The sequence below is a fragment of the Gracilibacillus sp. HCP3S3_G5_2 genome (assembly GCF_052063305.1).
In the GTDB taxonomy this organism is placed as follows: Bacteria; Bacillota; Bacilli; order Bacillales; family Amphibacillaceae; genus Gracilibacillus.
The window spans coordinates 154,662-172,395 of sequence record NZ_JBQHXU010000006.1 but is presented as its reverse complement, the minus strand read 5'-3'; the positions used below and the strand labels follow the sequence as shown (position 1 = coordinate 172,395).

The 17,734-nt window shown below is 36.2% G+C and carries 16 protein-coding genes; 12 read left to right on the top strand and 4 right to left on the bottom strand.

Annotated features, from left to right (window positions below; translation table 11 throughout):
- Positions 1–63 precede the first annotated feature (63 nt).
- The 5 genes from ACTNEP_RS10945 to ACTNEP_RS10925 all read left to right on the top strand — a co-directional run bounded on the left by ACTNEP_RS10945 (position 64) and on the right by ACTNEP_RS10925 (position 5,748).
- The gene (locus tag ACTNEP_RS10945; RefSeq protein ID WP_441162014.1) at positions 64–933 is read left to right on the top strand and encodes a carbohydrate ABC transporter permease; all 870 of its coding nucleotides are present in this window, start codon (positions 64–66) and stop codon (positions 931–933) included.
- Positions 923–1,804: a carbohydrate ABC transporter permease gene (locus ACTNEP_RS10940; protein ID WP_441162012.1), complete on the top strand. Its 882-nt coding sequence runs from the start codon at positions 923–925 to the stop codon at positions 1,802–1,804. Before ACTNEP_RS10945 ends, ACTNEP_RS10940 begins: the two co-directional genes overlap by 11 nt.
- A gap of 184 nt (positions 1,805–1,988) precedes the next feature.
- Positions 1,989–3,029 (top strand): LacI family DNA-binding transcriptional regulator, encoded by a 1,041-nt coding sequence (locus ACTNEP_RS10935; protein ID WP_441162010.1) that lies wholly within the window; start codon positions 1,989–1,991, stop codon positions 3,027–3,029.
- 167 nt (positions 3,030–3,196) lie between these two features.
- Positions 3,197–4,630, top strand: coding sequence for a carbon starvation CstA family protein (locus tag ACTNEP_RS10930; protein WP_441162009.1), 1,434 nt, complete (start codon positions 3,197–3,199; stop codon positions 4,628–4,630).
- Positions 4,631–4,980: 350 nt separating this feature from the next.
- Positions 4,981–5,748, top strand: coding sequence for a hypothetical protein (locus tag ACTNEP_RS10925; protein ID WP_441162008.1), 768 nt, complete (start codon positions 4,981–4,983; stop codon positions 5,746–5,748).
- A 61-nt stretch (positions 5,749–5,809) separates the two neighbouring features.
- Here ACTNEP_RS10925 and ACTNEP_RS10920 read toward each other — a convergent pair whose 3' ends face one another.
- Positions 5,810–6,028, bottom strand: a complete 219-nt coding sequence (locus tag ACTNEP_RS10920; RefSeq protein ID WP_441162007.1) for a hypothetical protein — start codon at positions 6,026–6,028, stop codon at positions 5,810–5,812.
- Between the two features lie 139 nt (positions 6,029–6,167).
- Here ACTNEP_RS10920 and ACTNEP_RS10915 point away from each other — a divergent pair, with 139 nt between their 5' ends.
- From ACTNEP_RS10915 to hxlB, 4 genes are all read left to right on the top strand, one after another.
- Positions 6,168–10,073 carry a 5'-nucleotidase C-terminal domain-containing protein gene (locus ACTNEP_RS10915; RefSeq protein WP_441162005.1) on the top strand — a complete coding sequence of 1,302 codons (3,906 nt, stop codon included), beginning with the start codon at positions 6,168–6,170 and terminating at the stop codon, positions 10,071–10,073.
- Positions 10,074–10,418: 345 nt separating this feature from the next.
- Complete coding sequence (locus ACTNEP_RS10910) at positions 10,419–10,787, top strand: winged helix-turn-helix transcriptional regulator (protein WP_441162003.1); 369 nt, start codon at positions 10,419–10,421, stop codon at positions 10,785–10,787.
- A gap of 215 nt (positions 10,788–11,002) precedes the next feature.
- Positions 11,003–11,635, top strand: a complete 633-nt coding sequence (gene hxlA, locus ACTNEP_RS10905) for a 3-hexulose-6-phosphate synthase (protein ID WP_441162001.1) — start codon at positions 11,003–11,005, stop codon at positions 11,633–11,635.
- 14 nt (positions 11,636–11,649) lie between these two features.
- Positions 11,650–12,207 carry a 6-phospho-3-hexuloisomerase gene (gene hxlB / locus ACTNEP_RS10900; RefSeq protein WP_441161999.1) on the top strand — a complete coding sequence of 186 codons (558 nt, stop codon included), beginning with the start codon at positions 11,650–11,652 and terminating at the stop codon, positions 12,205–12,207.
- A gap of 170 nt (positions 12,208–12,377) precedes the next feature.
- On the opposite strand, the gene ACTNEP_RS10895 is transcribed toward hxlB, so the two are convergent.
- Complete coding sequence (locus ACTNEP_RS10895; protein ID WP_441161998.1) at positions 12,378–12,584, bottom strand: helix-turn-helix domain-containing protein; 207 nt, start codon at positions 12,582–12,584, stop codon at positions 12,378–12,380.
- Between the two features lie 11 nt (positions 12,585–12,595).
- Complete coding sequence (locus ACTNEP_RS10890) at positions 12,596–13,117, bottom strand: hypothetical protein (protein WP_441161996.1); 522 nt, start codon at positions 13,115–13,117, stop codon at positions 12,596–12,598.
- 532 nt (positions 13,118–13,649) lie between these two features.
- Between ACTNEP_RS10890 and sppA the strand changes: the two genes are divergently transcribed.
- Both sppA and ACTNEP_RS10880 read left to right on the top strand, forming a co-directional pair.
- Complete coding sequence (sppA, locus tag ACTNEP_RS10885; protein ID WP_441161994.1) at positions 13,650–14,651, top strand: signal peptide peptidase SppA; 1,002 nt, start codon at positions 13,650–13,652, stop codon at positions 14,649–14,651.
- Between the two features lie 12 nt (positions 14,652–14,663).
- Positions 14,664–15,128: an RDD family protein gene (locus ACTNEP_RS10880; RefSeq protein ID WP_441161992.1), complete on the top strand. Its 465-nt coding sequence runs from the start codon at positions 14,664–14,666 to the stop codon at positions 15,126–15,128.
- A 78-nt stretch (positions 15,129–15,206) separates the two neighbouring features.
- Here ACTNEP_RS10880 and brnQ read toward each other — a convergent pair whose 3' ends face one another.
- Entirely contained in the window at positions 15,207–16,523 is a 1,317-nt protein-coding gene (brnQ, locus tag ACTNEP_RS10875) for a branched-chain amino acid transport system II carrier protein (RefSeq protein WP_441161991.1), read from the bottom strand.
- Between the two features lie 220 nt (positions 16,524–16,743).
- Here brnQ and ACTNEP_RS10870 point away from each other — a divergent pair, with 220 nt between their 5' ends.
- Positions 16,744–17,547 (top strand): DUF6612 family protein, encoded by an 804-nt coding sequence (locus ACTNEP_RS10870; protein WP_441161989.1) that lies wholly within the window; start codon positions 16,744–16,746, stop codon positions 17,545–17,547.
- Positions 17,548–17,734 lie beyond the last annotated feature (187 nt).

Sequence of the window (17,734 nt, the reverse complement as noted above, 5' to 3'; positions counted from 1 at the left end):
CTGATTAGTAGGAGTAGGTTGGTTGTCCTACTCCTCATACTATCTTAATAAGAGGTGAACAGTGTGCGCAAAAACAATGCGTTGTGGGGAATTGCTTTTCTTACACCACAGTTACTAGGATTAATCTTTTTTGCTATTATTCCGCTATGTTCGGCATTAGGTTTAAGTTTTATGAATTGGGATGGCTTTGGTGAAAGGTCTTTTGTTGGGCTAGAGAATTTTATCTATCAGTTTACTAGTTCAGATTTTTGGATAGCGACTTATAATACTATTATTTACACTATTTTAACAGTGCCAATTGGCTTAATGATCTCCCTGCTCCTTGCAATAGCTCTTAATAAAATTAAAGGTAAAGAGATTTACCGTTTATTTTATTTCATGCCTGTTGTAACGAGTTCTGTTTCTATTGGGGTTATTTGGATGTGGATTTTAAATGGCGATTTAGGGATTTTGAATCAAATGCTGGCAATGATCGGTATTAATGGACCTGATTGGTTAACCAATACAAACCTTGTCATGATCTCAATTGCCATTTTAAGTATATGGTGGCAGCTAGGCTATAATATGGTGATTTTTTTAGCAGGGCTACAAGGAATCTCCAAATCATACTATGAAGCTGCGGAAATCGATGGTGCGTCAAAATTTCAACAATTTCGTAATATTACACTTCCAATGCTTTCTCCTACTACTTTCTTTGTCACAATCATGGCGATAATTGGTTCCTTCCAGGTCTTTGATCAAGCCTTTGTTATGACAAATGGCGGTCCTGGTAAGGCAAGTTACACGATGGTATTTCATATTTATAATAATGCCTTTGTTGACTTTCGCTTTGGCGAGAGCTCTGCAGCTGCCATGATTTTGTTTGTTGTAATCTTAATTTTTACATTAGTTCAGTTTAAGCTACAAAAAAGGTGGGTGCACTATGAAGACTAATGCACAAGCTATTAATGATAATGTAATAACGGTTGCAAAGTCGAAGAAAAAAATAGCTCCTGCAAGAATATTATTACACATTGTACTAATCTTCGGGGCAATTATCATGGTTTTCCCTTTCTTATGGACTATTAGCAGTTCATTAAAGGATATGTCCCAAATTTTTGCAGTACCACCAGTTTGGTTCCCAGATCCTATTGTATGGTCCAACTATGTGGAATCCTTTACCGCAATGCCGTTTGGTAGAGCTTATTGGAACAGTTTTTACATTACAGCAATCGTGGTGGTGGCGCAGCTTTTCACAGGCTCAATGGCTGCATATGCATTTGCCAAGCTCCGTTTTCGAGGCTCAGGCGTTTTGTTTATTTTATTTTTGGCAACAATGATGATTCCAAAACAGGTGACGATGATCCCATTGTATTTAATTATGGATAGGATTAATTGGCTTGATTCCCATTTAGCCTTGATTGTGCCCGGTGCCTTATTCAATGCTTTTGCGGTCTTTTTATTACGTCAGTTTATTAGAGGGATACCAAAGGAACTAGAGGAGGCGGCGGTGATGGATGGTGCCAATCCATTTAGAATCTATTGGAGTGTCATATTACCATTGATTCGTCCAGCTTTAGCTGCTGTCGGAATTTTCATCTTCATGGGAACGTATAACAATTTTATCGACGCCTTAATTTATTTATCAACACCGGAAAATTTCACTGTCCCATTATTGCTAAATAATTTTAAAGGTTTATATGTGACGAACTGGTCATACATGATGGCTGGTGCTACCATATCCGTTGTTCCGGTTCTCATTGTCTACATGTTTGCTCAACGTCATATTATTGAAGGTGTAACATTAACAGGTATAAAAGGCTAATGTCAAGAAAATCCCTACTATTTGTACTAATGAAAGAATAGTAGGGTTTTTCTATCAATATACCTATTTATTAAACCTAGTCTCATTCTTTTATCCGAAAAACCTCTATTCACTTCGATATGTAAGTAGTTGTAAAATAGTGCTATACTAGAAAGAAGAAAACAGATATCAGTGAGGTTGTAATATGGTTACGATAAAGGATATTGCGATACGCTCTAAAGTGTCAGCCACCACAGTTTCTAGAGTATTAAATAACGATCAAACACTTTCAGTCGCTACCGAAACAAGAAAGCGGATTTTCGAAATTGCCCAAGAACTAGGCTATAAAACGGTTAAAGAGCGTAGGATTGAACAGCAAACAATTAAACAAAAAGATAAACTTAAAATTGGAGTTGTGTTGTGTCAATCTTTACAAGAAGAACTAAATGATCCATATTTTCTTCCAATAAGGAAAGGGATTGAAAAGGAATGTGTAGAATGGAGACTAAATGTTACTGAGTTTTTTCGCATTCATTCATTTCAGACAACGCAACTAACAGAGGAGGTTGATGGTTTAATTGTAGTTGGTAGGTATAGTCCTGAATCCATTCACATGTATAGTAATACAATCAAAAACATTGTCTATATAGATTGTGCTCCCGATGAAGATAAATATGATTCAGTAGTGATTGATTTTGAAGACGCTACCAATCGGGTCATCCATCATTTATTTAATAATGGTTATCGACGTATTGGATTTATTGGCGGAAGACAATTAGAGCATTCACATGCAGGTTATCGCAAGGTCGAGGATCCAAGAGAGCGAGCATTTAAGGATATTATGAAGCAACGCGATGTTTACAACCCTAGACATGTTTGGATTGGGAATTTTAATATCTCTGATGGCTATGAATTAATGAAAAAGGCAATTGAAACAGAAAATAAACCGGAAGCTTTTTTTATTGCAAGCGACCAAATGGCCATTGGTGCTTTGAGAGCATTGCAGGAGGCAAATTTATCTGTTCCTGACGATATTGCGATTGTTAGTTTTGATGATATTGAAATGGCTCCATTTACAAGCACACCTTTAACAACTATTAAAGTATATACTGAAGAGATGGGTAGAACAGCTGTGAAGCTATTATTGGATAAAATAAAGGGAAGAGAAATTCCATTAAAAGTTACTATTCCTACGAAGCTAGTGATTCGCGATAGCTGTGGTAGCACACGTAATAATAAAATATGATGATTGTAGAAGAATCTGATCTTTCTAAAAATGTTAAAAAAGCTTTATTCCGGTTATACGTCTGTAAGATCCTCACTTCCAGCTTTGAGTAACACAAGGAGAAGTTGAGGGATAACAGCCACTAACACCTTGATAAGTTTCACTTTTTGACTAGGGAGGACTTTATCATGATCACTTTCTTAATAGCTATTCTTCTATTAATAATTGGTTATTTCACGTATGGAAAATTCGTAGAAAGGATATTTGGTCCTACTGATGATAGGGATACACCAGCAAAATCGATCAATGACGGTGTAGACTATGTGCCAATGCACAAGCAAAGAAATGCAATGATTCAGTTATTGAACATTGCAGGTACTGGTCCAATATTTGGTCCCATCATGGGGGCATTATACGGTCCAGTTGCATTTCTTTGGATTGTAATCGGTTCCATATTTGCTGGAGCGGTGCACGATTATCTAACTGGGATGATTTCCATTCGAAATAAGGGCGCACATATTCCACAATTGGCCGGGAAATTTCTAGGAAAGATCTCCCGTCATATGGTTAATGCCTTTTCATTATTACTGTTAGTTCTAGTTGGGACAGTATTTGTGACGACACCTGCTTCATTAATTGAGATTTTATTAGATGGGAAAGTTGCGTTAGGCATTATTATAGCAACCATTTTTCTATATTATTTTCTATCGACTATTCTTCCGGTCAATAAAATTATTGGAAGGATCTATCCGGTATTAGGAGCCGTTTTATTAATTGGCACCATTTCTATTGGAATTTCGTTAATGTTCTCGGGATATAGCATACCTGAGATTACTCTGCAAAATTTACACCCTGACAATTTGCCGGTTTTTCCATTATTGTTTTTTACCATTACGTGTGGGGCTTTGTCTGGGTTTCACGCAACGCAGTCACCGATTATTTCAAGAACAACACAAAAAGAATCACAAGGTCGCTATATCTTTTACGGTATGATGATTGCCGAAGGGGTAATTGCAATGATTTGGGCAGCTGCTGCTATGAGTGTATTCGATGGGCAAACATTAAATGAAGTCATTGCAGCAGGTACAGCATCTGCAGCAGTAAGTGAAATTTCTATTACTTTACTAGGAGCGATTGCAGGAACGGTAGCAGTAATAGGGGTCATTGTCCTTCCGATCACGTCAGGGGATACAGCATTTCGGGCAGCAAGATCGATCGTAGCAGATTATATTGGCTTAGGACAAAGGAAAGCATTCAACCGTTTAATGATTGCCATACCACTATTTGGTGTAGGTTATGTGTTAACTAAAATTGATTTTAATATTTTGTGGAGATATTTCTCCTGGGCTAACCAAGCAACAGCAGTTATCGCACTTTGGATTGCTACTATGTATTTATTCGTCAAAGGAAAAAATTATTTTATTTCATTCGTTCCAGCAATCTTTATGACGTATATGGTATTTGTTTATATACTCAATGCTAAGATTGGTTTTAATCTAGATTTAAATCTCTCGTTTGTTCTTGGAATATTCTTGACGCTTGGTACGGTCTTCCTTTTCTTTAAGAAAGCAAGAAGGAATAAATTAGAAAAAATAGAGGTTGATGAGAAAAACGTCGCCTAATTAGGAGCGGAAAGCGAAGTATTTTTTACTTGGAATAGAAGATAAGTAAGCGATATATAGACCTTCTGTCATGAACAAGTCAGAGATATGATAGCCTGTACTGGCAATGTAATATAAATCTGTCAGTAAGAAATGCTTACAGTTTCTTAGAGGTGCATTTTTTTATTTGGTAGAATGAATAGAACTAGCGATAGGGTGTGGTTAGTGGGGAAGACTAATAGAGGTCTTAATTCTCATAAAGGTACAAGTCAACAAGGGGAAATGGTTATTCTCTCCTAACGAAATTAACTTGAATCTTTAGTATAATAAAACTAGAATCTACTTTTCTGAGAGAGGAATAGAATAGTTTTATGAAAAATAAAATGGCAACATTCAAGTTAATGGAAATTGGTAAATTAACAAATATAGATATAATGATCTCCTTATTCATTTATGCGTTACCAATGGTGATATTTGTCCAACCCAATCTCTTAATCAAGCAACTAGCTCTAGTAGCTCTCATTCTGTTAAATATTACTTTACTTCATAAAAGATATATAAAGAAAAAAGTAGACGTACAAAATCCAATGCTATACTTAGCATTTCTGTTGTCGACCTTCATTTACTTATTCTTATTATTGATCAGTAGCATCATAACAGATGGAATGTTTCGAGAAATGGGGATTCTAATTGCCATCTACGCCATTTTGTATGCATCAGGTATTATCATATTTTACCTTTTTAATAGTATATTTATCTTGCTTTTAAAGAAAGTCTTTCCAAAACATAGTCAGGTTACAAAAAAAGAGGAAGTACCTAGCTTGAAAAAGTTATCAGCATTTATCGACTTACATACACAAAAGGTATATTTCACCCTTGTTTTGTTAGACTCTTTCTTATACCTAGTATTCGTAGGCTTTATTTTAATGATTTTTCTTAAACATATAGATGTTCCGGATGCTTTCGTTATGTCGACATTATCCAATTGGGCTAAACAACAAGAAAGCATATTTATCACTTTCAATGCAGTAGCATTACTGTCTTTATTGATTACGGTCTATTCAAAAACATTCTCTGTAAGAAGAAGAATTCAATTAGTTGCGTACAGAAGAATGAAGAAGAGGTTTCATGCATCATAGGATGCTATCCAATTAAAAATGATAATATTGGGATGAGGGAGTGCAATGATTACGCTGACCATTATTTCTCCCTCTTCTCTACAAAATAAGCCCATCCATCCGCAACTGCTCCATTAATACCAGTAATGTTTCCTTCTTGATCTTTGATGACTGCTTTTTCTTTCATGACATCCATGTATAAATTCTCGTCTGTTTTTAATAAGGCATGTTTCAATGTTGCTCCCTTAAACAGTGAAATAGTTTTGTTATTAATGGTAACAAGCATATATACCCTTCCCATCCAAGTGTTTTCACCTATTATTATACATAATCATACAGTTGTTGATCAGTTTTTACATTAACTTAACAATCATTTAGTATTCAACCTATATAATCACTATTGTATAGGTATAACATTAATATAAAGGGAGGAATAACAAATGATGAATTTACAACGCTTGCAGAAACTACTTACAGCTCTTGTAGTGATAGTCTTTTTAATGGTTGGATTAGTTGCATCCGTGTCAGCGGAAACTGCAGAAGACAATGAGCTAATTGAATTAAAAGTACTGCATACGAATGACATTCATGCAAAAATAAATGACTTTGGGAAAATCGCAGCATACATACAAACAGAGAGAGCAGCAGCGGAATACTCGATCTACTTAGATGCAGGGGATATATTTAGTGGAAACCCGGTTGTCGATCTACAGTTTGGCGAACCTATTATTGATTTATTCAATGATATGGGACTACAAGCAATGGCAATTGGTAACCATGATTTTGATTACGGTCAGGAAGAAACAGTAAAACGAATTGCTGAATCTAATTTTCCATGGTTGAGTGCCAATACAATCGTTGGAAGTGATACAGAAGTAGATTTCCCACAGCCCGAACCTTTCCACATCTTTGATGTCAATGGGTTAACTGTTGGTGTTTTCTCTTTGACTGAGACTCCCCCAGCTACTGCTCCCGCTAACGTAGTAGGAATTTCATTTGAAGATCCAATTGAGACAGCTAAACAATATGAATATCTACAAGAGGAAACAGATGTTCTTATTGCATTAACACATATCGGTTATTCAGAGGATCAAAAGCTGGCACAAGAAGTGGATTTCTTTGATGTGATAATCGGTGGTCATTCTCATACTACCCTAAGTCAACCAAACGTTGTGAACGGAACACCAATTGTTCAAACAGGTGGAGACGCAGCTAACATTGGAAACCTTAGTATCCACTATAACCCTGAAACAGATGAAGTAGAATCAGTGGAAGGTTTTTTGCAACGTGTAAGTGACTTAACAGAAACAGATGCTGATATTCAGGCAAAAGTAGATCAGTACAATAACGAAATGGATGAGCTTTTGTCAGAAGAAATTGGTTACACTGACACTGGACTGAGCAGAAATGGTAGTCTGGATACTGCATTAGGTAATTTTTGGACAGATGCCATGCGTTTCAAAACAGATTCAGATATTGCTTTAACTAATAACGGTGGAATACGGGCGAACATTGCTACGGGGCCAATTACCGTTAATGATATTTATACGATTGAGCCTTTTGCTAATGAAATTATGAAATATGAGATGACAGGCGCGGCAATTAAAGATGTCATTCAATACTCCTATGAGCGCGATGATCGCAACAGGATAGATCTGCAAACATCTGGACTTCATTATAAAATTATTACGAATAATGCTGGTAAGTACATGGATGCGGATTTAGAAGTAAATGGTGAACCTGTTGAAGAGGATAAAACATATGTGGTTGCTGTTGGAGATTATATCGGGTTAGGTGGAAGTGGCTATAATTTTGAAGGAGAAGTATTAGAAGCATTAACTGGTATGATGACAGATGCAATGATCACATATGCGAAGCATCTTACAGAGAATGGTGAGAAGATTAATTATGCTGGTAACGAACGCATCAGTATCGAAGTATCCAATGAAGCTCCAATTGAGGGAGAAGAAATTGGTTCTACAGAAAATGGTTTATCTGCTGAAAATAGTGATGTAGGTGATTCTGGATTAGGAAATCTTTACACGGACGCTGTACGGCAAATTACGGGTGCTGATTTTGGAATCCTTAATGGTTCATCGGTAACCGGCAATATCCCAGCAGGTATTATTACAGATAGTCAAATTGAGTTTCTTGATCAATTTGGAAATGAAATAATGGTAGTAAAAACAACAGCAGATCAATTAAAAGAGGTTATTTTAACACAATCAAATTACTATAGTAGTGTTGATTTGCAAGTTTCAGGTTTACACTACAAATTAATCAAAGAAAATAATCAATTTGTAGATGTTGAATTAACATTACCAGATGGTAGCCCATTGGAAGATTCGAAGGAATATGTGGTTGCTTATAACGATTATATGCACGGAACGACATTTTATAATTTAGGAAGTGAAACAATTAGTGGTGATTTTGGTCCAGTTTGGGTAGCTGTAGTAGAATATGTGAGAAATCATGATGGTGCTATCGACTATCAAGAAGGCTCTCGTATTACTATCACAGACATTACACCAGATCCGCCAACAGATGCTGATTATTTAACCGTTGCCCAAGCAATTGCAAATAATGAAGGAACGAAGACTGTACGGGGTTATATTGTTGGTACAATGACGGGTAACTTTGATGGTGATTATGCTACAACAAACTTAATGTTAGCTGATTCGCCAGATGAGCGAAATATGGATAACATTTTACCAGTTCAACTGCCAAATAATACAATTCGCAGTCAACTAAATCTAGTGGATAATCCTGATAACCTAGGGAAATTAATTCAAATTACGGGTGATTTAGAAGCATATTTTAGCCGTCCAGGTCTCCGATCTCCAACCAGTTTTGAATTTATCGGGGACGAAGAGGAACCTGTACCAACAGAACCAAGTGAACCAATTGGGATCAGTGAAGCTAGAAATACAGAAGATGGTCAGAAAGTTACCATCGAAGGTATCGTGACAACCAATACGGGTAATTGGGGAGGAAAAGGCTTCTATTTGCAGGATAATACTGCTGGGATCTATGTTTTTCAAAACGATCTAGATCTTAAAGCAGGGGATGTTGTTCGACTTACTGGTGAAAAAGGAACCTATAATGGAGAGGTTCAAATCTCTTCCTTAACGAAGATCGAAAAGTTAGGAGAGGAAAATGTACCAGCTCCAATAAATGTGACTCCTTCTCAGATTTCACTGGAAAATGAGTCACAGCTTGTACAAATTGAAGAAGCGGTTATTTCAGAATTAGAAGAAGTGAATGAATATGGAACCTTTGAGTTTATCGCAACAGTAGATGGAGAATCAGTGCTTGTCCGTGTAGACAATCGTACAGGACTTACCTTTGCAGGTTTTGAATTCGCGAATGGCGATGTCGTCTCCATCACTGGAATCTCCAGTCAATTTAATGGAACCATTCAACTGAAGCCACGTAGTGAGAATGATATAGTATTATTTGAGCAAGATCAAGAAGATGAAATACCTGAAGTAGAGGATCCTATAGAAAATGAGGACGATAACGAGTCTGACCGTGATGAGGAAACACAAAAACAAGATCATGTTCATGCAGATGTGGTTATCACGGATCAAATTGCTACAATTTCAGATGAATCTGTTGAAAGATTAGCTGATAATGGAACATTGACTATTGATGTAACAGAAATGGAATCAGCAATTGTTCAAGTGGATATTACAAGTGATCAATTAGCTGATCTGGTACAAAAAAATGCAGTAATTGAAATTGTCAAAGAGCAAGAAGTAACATTACGAGTTCCAGCTGTCAATTTTACGAATAATCATCAGTTATCGATTATTTTAGAAAAATTGGATGATCCAAATCCAATTAGTGCGGTCTATGATTTTACCATCCTCGATGGTGCAGACATTATTTCTGAGTTCGAAGAAGCAGTAACATTAGTTTTCCCTGTTAACAGAGATGAAGTTGACGATACGGAAGCTTTACAAATATTTTTCTTAAATGAGCAGGGCGAATGGGAAGCTATCGGTGGTGAATATCAGGAAGGTTTTGTGATAGGAACAACTAACCATTTCAGTACATTTACTGTATTGGAAGCTGAAGATATACTAGAACCCGAAGATCCAAAAGATCCCGAGGCCCCACAAAATCCAAAGGAACAGCAAAGCGACAATGATGGTGATCTTGGTACTGATCAACCAAAAAAAGATGAAACAAAAGAAACTACCAAGTTTGGAAATGGAAGTGAAGAAGGACATAGTTTACCGGAAACATCTACTTCCACCTTCAACTGGTTAATGGCTGGGTTGTTAATCTTGGTCATAGGAGCGATGATGCTGATGGTGATTCGTAACAAAAAAGCAGAGTAAGAAAGATCCCCTTTACTGAGTAAAGGGGATCTTTCTATCTAGAAAATTGATTATTAATGACCATAGTAAAAAAGCGAGAAAAAGAAAAATCGGGTAAAAGTAAGCGACAATCAAATGCAATCAGAAATAGAGCAGAGCTTGTCAAGATATGTTCTGCTTTTAAACCACGTGCTAAACGTCTGTAAAGAGCCCTACGCTGATCATAGCCTCACTTATGACAAAATTCAATAAAGTGACACCATTATTAATTTATGTTTTCATAATAGTAAAGCTTGTGAAATAGGTTGAATGCCTACAATATACACTAATACTTTCTATAATTACTTAAATAAAGGATGATATACAATGGGACATGTATGCGGAAAAACATATAATTGCGAAAAGGAATTAACACTTGCCGTTATCGGAGGTAAATGGAAAATATTAATCTTGTGGCATTTAGGGAAAGAGGGTACGAAGCGATTCAGTGAGCTGAAAGCTTTAATGCCAGGTATCACACAAAGAATGTTAGCGAATCAATTAAAGGAGCTAGAAGAGGATCGGATCATACATCGCGAAGTATATCCCGTTGTCCCGCCTAAAGTGGAATATTCTTTAACTGAACATGGTCAAAGCTTAATGCCTATTCTCGATTCATTATATGAATGGGGAAAAAATTATATGGAGATTGCACTAAAAGACCGTGACGATATAAAGATAGTAGAAAACTCTTAATGTTAATCATTAAAACCATGTGTCAAGATTTTTATGACATATGGTTTTTAAAATTGGGGAAAACTTAAGCTGACTAAAGATCGCTAAGCACAATAACAAAAGATACTAAGTGAATTTTTTGTAACTATTTGCGTTGAAAGTGCGTACTTCCGCTTTTTATTTAGGCGCTTTACAATGGAGATATAACACAAATAACCATAATAGGAGTGAAGGAAATGGAACTTCAATTAGCATTAGATTTAGTTAATATTCCAGAAGGTAAAGAAGTGGTAAACGAGGTGCAAGATCATATTGATATAGTTGAGATTGGTACACCCGTTGTAATAAACGAAGGGCTTAGAGCAGTTAAGGAAATGAAGGATGCATTTCCTCATTTAAAAGTTTTAGCTGATTTGAAAATTATGGATGCCGGTGCATACGAAGTAATGAAGGCATCTGAAGCAGGAGCTGACATTGTCACCGTACTTGGAGCAACAGATGATGCAACGATTAAGGGTGCGGTGGAAGAAGCACAAAAACACGGCTCAAAAATCCTCGTCGATATGATTAATGTGAAGGATTTAGAGCAGCGTGCGAAGGAAATCGATAATTTAGGTGTGGATTATATTTGTGTTCATACTGGATATGATTTACAAGCAGAAGGAGAAAATCCGTTTGCCCAGCTTGAAACAATTAAAGGTATTGTCAAAAACGCGAAGACAGCTGTTGCAGGAGGAATCAAGTTAGATACGATACCAGAAGTTGTAGAATCACATCCCGACCTAGTGATTGTTGGTGGTGGTATTGCCGGACAAGAGGATAAAAAAGCTGTAGCTGCCGAAATAAGAGCAATAATGGATAAAGCATAAGGACTGAGGCAATTATGCAGACTACACAATATATGTTAGAAGTCATCAGTGAATTAAAGCGTACAGCTGATCTAATCAAGGATGAGGACACAGAACAAATATTAGAGGCGATCACGAAAGCTGATAAGGTATTTGTTGCTGGTACAGGAAGATCTGGATTTATGGGGAAATCATTCGCGATGAGATTAATGCACATGAATGTAAATGTGTATGTCGTTGGTGAGACGATAACCCCTAGTTTAACAAAGAATGATTTATTGATTATTGGTTCTGGATCCGGAGAAACGAAAAGTTTGCTAGCGATGGCTGAAAAAGCAAAAAGCATTGGAGCTACTGTTGCCTTGGCTACAACTGCTCCAGAATCAAGTATAGGGCAATTGGCGAATATTACAGTAACAATTCCTGCTAAAGCTAAGGCAGAAAATGAGAGTGAAGTAAAAACGATTCAACCAATGGGTTCCCTATTTGAACAATCTTTGTTGTTATTTTATGATTCACTTGTATTAAGTCTTATGGAGAAAAAAGAATTACATGGCAATAAAATGTATACACAACACGCTAACCTAGAATAGCTCCAACACATCAAATCAAAAAACCAAAAGTGCCGCTTTGGACACTTTTGGTTTTTTGTCTAGAAAAGAAAAAACGGATTATGTGGATAAAGTGGAGCCATGTCCACGGCTAGGTGCTCCCAACAGATGTTTAATCGCCCTTTCAGCGAATAGTTGATCAGAAACAAACATTATTCGTCTCTGTACTCTAAAATATCCCCAGGTTGACACTCTAAGACTTTACATATAGCTGCTAAAGTATTAAATCTTACACCTTTCGCTTTACCGGTTTTCAATAAGGATAAATTAACGGTCGTCAATCCAACTTGTTCAGAAAGTTCCGTTAAGGATATTTTTCTATCAGCCATCACTCTGTCTAATCTTACAACAATCTTCATCATGCTTCATCCTATATAAATAAATTATTTTCTTGCTTTATATTATAGGCTAGCTCAAATATATAAGCAAAGCCTACTATTATCAGAAATCCTATAACGTACTCGACAGGAAAAATAAAAATAATGATCTCCAAATTCAATCCATTTTGTGGTAGTAAATTAGCAAGTCCCCCCAGCATATTTAATACTGTCTGTACGGCACCAAAGATAAGAATGGTTACACTAAATTTTCTGAATATCGTAATGGTTTCTTGATTAAATGGTGTACCAGTTTTTTTGAGAAGCTTTAATACCGATATAAATTTCTCTGTTCCTAACAGTACTAAGATAAATAAAGGAATTGTTTGGATAATGGTAAACTGATAGGGGGTAAACGCAGGAATAGCAATATCGGTATTGCCAAACAATTGTAAATTTGTAAACGTGGTGTAATTGCCTTTTAGTAGGAGACTGTCAATATACAGCCATAGGATAAAAATGAAAAATACAAGTCTGGAGATGTTTATCCAAGAAATTAGCTTATCGATCTTCATATAGCATCCCTCCTGAAAAAAATATATATTTTCTTATAATTTTATTATATACAAATATTTAAATAAAACAATAAAAAATTATCGTTTTATTTTAAGAGTAAATTCAAAAAAGTTTGAATGATAATATGTCGAAAGGAAGCACTGTAATATGAGGAAGAGGTATTAAATTAGGAGGATATTTTTCAAAAAAATGCCTAAGGGGATTAACAAAAGTCATTACTAACAATCATTCTTAGCTATTAGTTAGAATAAAACATGCTCTATTTCAAAAAATAAGTCATAATGGTTGATAATTTGGGGCCGCTCCATGTTACTGATAATAAATTTTAGTGAAACATTATCCATTATGATAAAATGCAGTAGGGGATATTATGGTTAAATAGTTAACCATAATAAAAAATTTATTACATACCTTTTACTAGGAGAGTGTGTTTTTAGCACAATTGGTAAGGAAAGGATTCATACCTATTCACCTTATCAATCCCTGAGTCTCGCTTTGAAGTGTACTAAGTTTAAAATGGAGGAGATATCTATGAACAAAAAGCGCTGGATTGCTTTGGTAGTTGCAGCAGGATTATTTTTTGCTTCTATAGGCTTTCAGCTATTATCAAGCCTAGCAACTGCTGATTTTGAAAACATGCTTAATTTTCAAGACCCTAACGATAACTTTAATGAAAAGATAGTGGAAAGAGGGGCAGGTACGAATAAAATTGCAGTGCTCCATTTAAATGGCGTTATTCAAGACACTACGCCAAGTACGTTAATCAATACGAATTCTTATAACCATGAACGCTTTTTAGCAATGCTCGATAAAGCGGGAGAAGATAATCGTGTCAATGGGATTATTTTACGTGTGAACACACCTGGTGGTGGAATAGTGGAAAGTGCAGAGATTCATGATAAAATCTTGGAAATTCAAGAGCAATATCAAAAACCAATCTATGTATCAATGGGCAATACAGCTGCCTCAGGTGGATATTATATTAGCGCACCAGCAGATAAAATTATTGCGCATAACGCGACTCTTACCGGTTCAATTGGTGTCATTATGGAAAGCTTTAATTTTGCTGAATTTGCAGATGAACATGGTATTGATTTTAATACAATTAAGAGTGGCGAATATAAAGATATTATGTCGATGTCGCGACAAATGACAGATGAGGAACGAGAGTTATTACAAACCATGATAGACGAGATGTATGCTGAGTTTGTTCAAGTCATTGTGGACGGCAGAGGTATGTCAGAGGATCGTGTACGAGAGTTAGGTGATGGTCGAGTCTATACAGGAGCACAAGCGCAAGAGGTTGAGCTTGTTGATGAACTTGGTTCATTGGATGATACGATAGAAATGATGAGGGAAGATCACGATCTAGGGAATGCTCAAGTGATTGAATATGAGCCCGGAATGAATTTTAACCAGTGGCTTGGTGGAACTGTTCAAAGTATGTTCAAGTCAGAATCAGATTTAATTGGTATTAAAAATTTGTTACGAGAGCATAATGCGCCACGTGCGATGTATCTCTATTCACAATAAGGAGGTGTCGGAATGACTGAAGAACAAATAGCGTATTCACCAAAACCAACAGCCAGTAGAAGATATGCCGGGTTTTGGATGCGATTTTGGGCATACCTTACTGATTTAATTATTGTATTCAGTATTAACGGCATCTTACTTATACCATTTAGATTCATCAATGATGGTGCTCCCCTTGAAATTGGTTTTTGGACAGTCACAGGGATCGTTAGTTCGGTTGTTTTTTATGTCTACTTTTTACTGATGACAAAGTTCTTTAACCAGACATTAGGTAAAATGATTTTTGGTTTGAGAGTCATTCGTGAGGATAGTCAAACACTCAGATGGAGCGATCTCATTTTTCGGGAGGTAGTCGGCAGATTCATCCACCGAGTATTTCCAATCACTGTATTGTTGTATTTATTTGTCGCATTTACCACACAAAAGCAAGGGATCCATGACATGATTGGTAATACACGGGTTGTATTGGAAGAATAAAAGGATGTGAATAAGTGCCAGTCCCTTTAGTGAATTAATTTGTCACAGGTGACTGGCACTTTATTTTTTCCTCGTTTTTTATTTAACTTTTTTGATGAGACTTAACCCCAGACCTAATATTCCCCCTACTATTGCCGGGACAATCCAACCTAATCCTACTGTATACAACGGGAGTATAGTAGTGAATAAGTCATTAACTACCTGAAGGTTTATTCCTGCTTCATTCAATCCATCAAACAATGCTACTATAAATGTAAAGAGGATACTCACTTGATAGACTTCTTTTCTCCCTTTGAAAAGAGGGTCCAGGAATGTTAATACCATCAAGCACATTGCCAGTGGATAAAGCATGGACAGTACAGGTACAGAAAACTCGATGATAGTAGTTAATCCAAAGTTTGAAATAATGGCACTAAACAATGTGAAAATAATCACCCAAACTTTGTAAGAGATAGTCGGCACAATTTCATTAAAATAAGATGCACAGGATGTAATTAAACCGATACTTGTCGTTAAACAAGCTGCAACAACAATAATTCCAAGGATTATTTTTCCGTATGCTCCAAAATAGAAGGAAGAGGTTGCCGCTAAAATCGCTCCTCCGTTAGCCATATATCCAATCTCTTCGACACTGATTGCCCCAAGATAAGCAAGGGAGGAGTAGACAATAGCCAATAGTACAGCCGCTATTAAAGCAGCTTTCATGGTATAAACTAGGAGCTCTTTTTTGGAAATAGAGCCTTGACCTTTGATGGCATTAATAATAATAATGCCAAAAACGAATGCCGCTAAGACATCCATCGTCAAATAACCTTCTTGGAAACCTTTGAAAAAGCTGTTTACCGCATAAGCTTCTGTTGGTTCTTGAATGGTTCCAATGGGGTTAAAAAATGCAGCTAAGATCAATAAAGCAATAACGATCAACAGCAATGGTGTCAATATATTACCAATAATATTTACAAGCTTTTTAGATTGTAAGGAGAAATATAAAGATAATCCAAAGAAAATGATCGTAAAGATAAGCAGTGACCCATTACTCGATTGATTATTAAGAAACGGAAGAATTCCTATTTCATATGCAACAGTATTTGTTCTTGGTAAAGCAAACAATGGACCGATCGTTAAATATAGTGCAACGGTAAATAGCAGGCCATACAATGGGTGTACATGGCTTGCCAATGATTGTAAATTATTTTTCCCTGATATGCCTAATGCTAAAACAGCAAGTACTGGTAGTCCGACTCCGGTAATGATGAAACCTAGGTTTGCGGAAAATAGATTCTCTCCTGCAGCTTGACCTAGCTGTGGAGGAAAGATGAGATTTCCTGCTCCAAAGAACAGAGCAAATAACATAAAACCTACCGTGACGTTACGTAATGAATTTCGTGATGACATAGTAATCCCCCGTTATTTATGATGTGGAATGTAAGTTAAAGTTTCTGTCGACATGCTTCGTCAAAATATTTACAGAATATCATGTAATTATCTGAAAAGCAACACATTTTATTAACTATATACAGGTTTGGAGGAAAAGGCTCCTACGATCTATTTATTATATATTTTCCGTGTGTAGTAAGTTATAATGAGAAGGGATTATCGACAAAAGGAGAATTACATGAAACAGAAATGGTGGCTAACTATGCTAGGGGTTTTTTTCCTTACCGCATGTAGTGAGGAAAATCTATCAGAAAGAGAAATATTAGAAAAAACTATTGAAGAGATGAGAGACTTAGAGAATTATTCCTTTACGCTTCAGTCTGAGCTTATTGATGGGCTAGATGAGCAAATGGATCTGGAACTCGAAGGGAGCGTTATTGTCGAGCCATTCGAGGCTTCCATGAAGACAGATCAGCAATTTTTTGAAGAAATAGAGGAGATGAAAACTTATTATGTAGAAGATACTGTTTATTATGATCTCAGTCCTGAACTCGATTATTTATTGAGGGCAGAATTATCCGATTCACCTAAACAGTTAGAGACTGGAATGGAAGAATTCTATACATATTTTGACCAGTTAACATTTAGTGAGGATGCAGATGCCTATTACTATCAATATACTGGTGTGGACCTAGAAGAAAATCAAGAATTAATCCAATCTTTATACCCAGCGTTTTCAAAGACATCATCTTTTGAAAGGCAGAGTGTCGAGTTTTTTCTAGATAACATGGATATAGTAGATTTCAAGGTCAGCTTAACAATAGCTAAGAGGAGTTTTTTAGTGAAAGAAATTAATATGGAGTATGTAGGGGAATATAATATTATAGAATTTGAAGATCCTCCTGAAATATCTGAAACTATCACATATTCTTTGTTTGATCATCATGACATAGAAGAGCTTGATATTCCATATGACAAAACAGATGATGCCCTCACATTAATGGAACATTTTACTGGTGAGGAAGCGAATGATCATGAGTAGAAAGAGCATGTTCCAGAAGTAAAGAACGAAGAACCTTTATCGGAAGAGTATGGAAAATGGACAGGAACAACAGTTGGTAATTATACGTATTTAGAATGGTATCGTATCCCCATTGACGGTGATAAAAAAGAAAAAGTTGCGCTTTGATCAATGATAAAGCTGTCGTCAGAAGCTTCTGGCGACAGCT

Excerpts from the sequence above, each read along its gene's own strand:
- ACTNEP_RS10930 (WP_441162009.1), top strand. The coding sequence starts at position 3,197 with ATGATCACTTTCTTAATAGCTATTCTTCTATTAATAATTGGTTATTTC.
- ACTNEP_RS10880 (WP_441161992.1), top strand. The coding sequence starts at position 14,664 with ATGACTGAAGAACAAATAGCGTATTCACCAAAACCAACAGCCAGTAGA.
- ACTNEP_RS10910 (WP_441162003.1), top strand. The coding sequence starts at position 10,419 with ATGGGACATGTATGCGGAAAAACATATAATTGCGAAAAGGAATTAACA.
- ACTNEP_RS10890 (WP_441161996.1), bottom strand. The coding sequence starts at position 13,117 with ATGAAGATCGATAAGCTAATTTCTTGGATAAACATCTCCAGACTTGTA.
- ACTNEP_RS10935 (WP_441162010.1), top strand. The coding sequence starts at position 1,989 with ATGGTTACGATAAAGGATATTGCGATACGCTCTAAAGTGTCAGCCACC.
- brnQ (WP_441161991.1), bottom strand. The coding sequence starts at position 16,523 with ATGTCATCACGAAATTCATTACGTAACGTCACGGTAGGTTTTATGTTA.
- ACTNEP_RS10925 (WP_441162008.1), top strand. The coding sequence starts at position 4,981 with ATGAAAAATAAAATGGCAACATTCAAGTTAATGGAAATTGGTAAATTA.
- ACTNEP_RS10920 (WP_441162007.1), bottom strand. The coding sequence starts at position 6,028 with ATGGGAAGGGTATATATGCTTGTTACCATTAATAACAAAACTATTTCA.
- ACTNEP_RS10895 (WP_441161998.1), bottom strand. The coding sequence starts at position 12,584 with ATGAAGATTGTTGTAAGATTAGACAGAGTGATGGCTGATAGAAAAATA.
- hxlA (WP_441162001.1), top strand. The coding sequence starts at position 11,003 with ATGGAACTTCAATTAGCATTAGATTTAGTTAATATTCCAGAAGGTAAA.
- ACTNEP_RS10940 (WP_441162012.1), top strand. The coding sequence starts at position 923 with ATGAAGACTAATGCACAAGCTATTAATGATAATGTAATAACGGTTGCA.
- hxlB (WP_441161999.1), top strand. The coding sequence starts at position 11,650 with ATGCAGACTACACAATATATGTTAGAAGTCATCAGTGAATTAAAGCGT.
- sppA (WP_441161994.1), top strand. The coding sequence starts at position 13,650 with ATGAACAAAAAGCGCTGGATTGCTTTGGTAGTTGCAGCAGGATTATTT.
- ACTNEP_RS10870 (WP_441161989.1), top strand. The coding sequence starts at position 16,744 with ATGAAACAGAAATGGTGGCTAACTATGCTAGGGGTTTTTTTCCTTACC.
- ACTNEP_RS10915 (WP_441162005.1), top strand. The coding sequence starts at position 6,168 with ATGATGAATTTACAACGCTTGCAGAAACTACTTACAGCTCTTGTAGTG.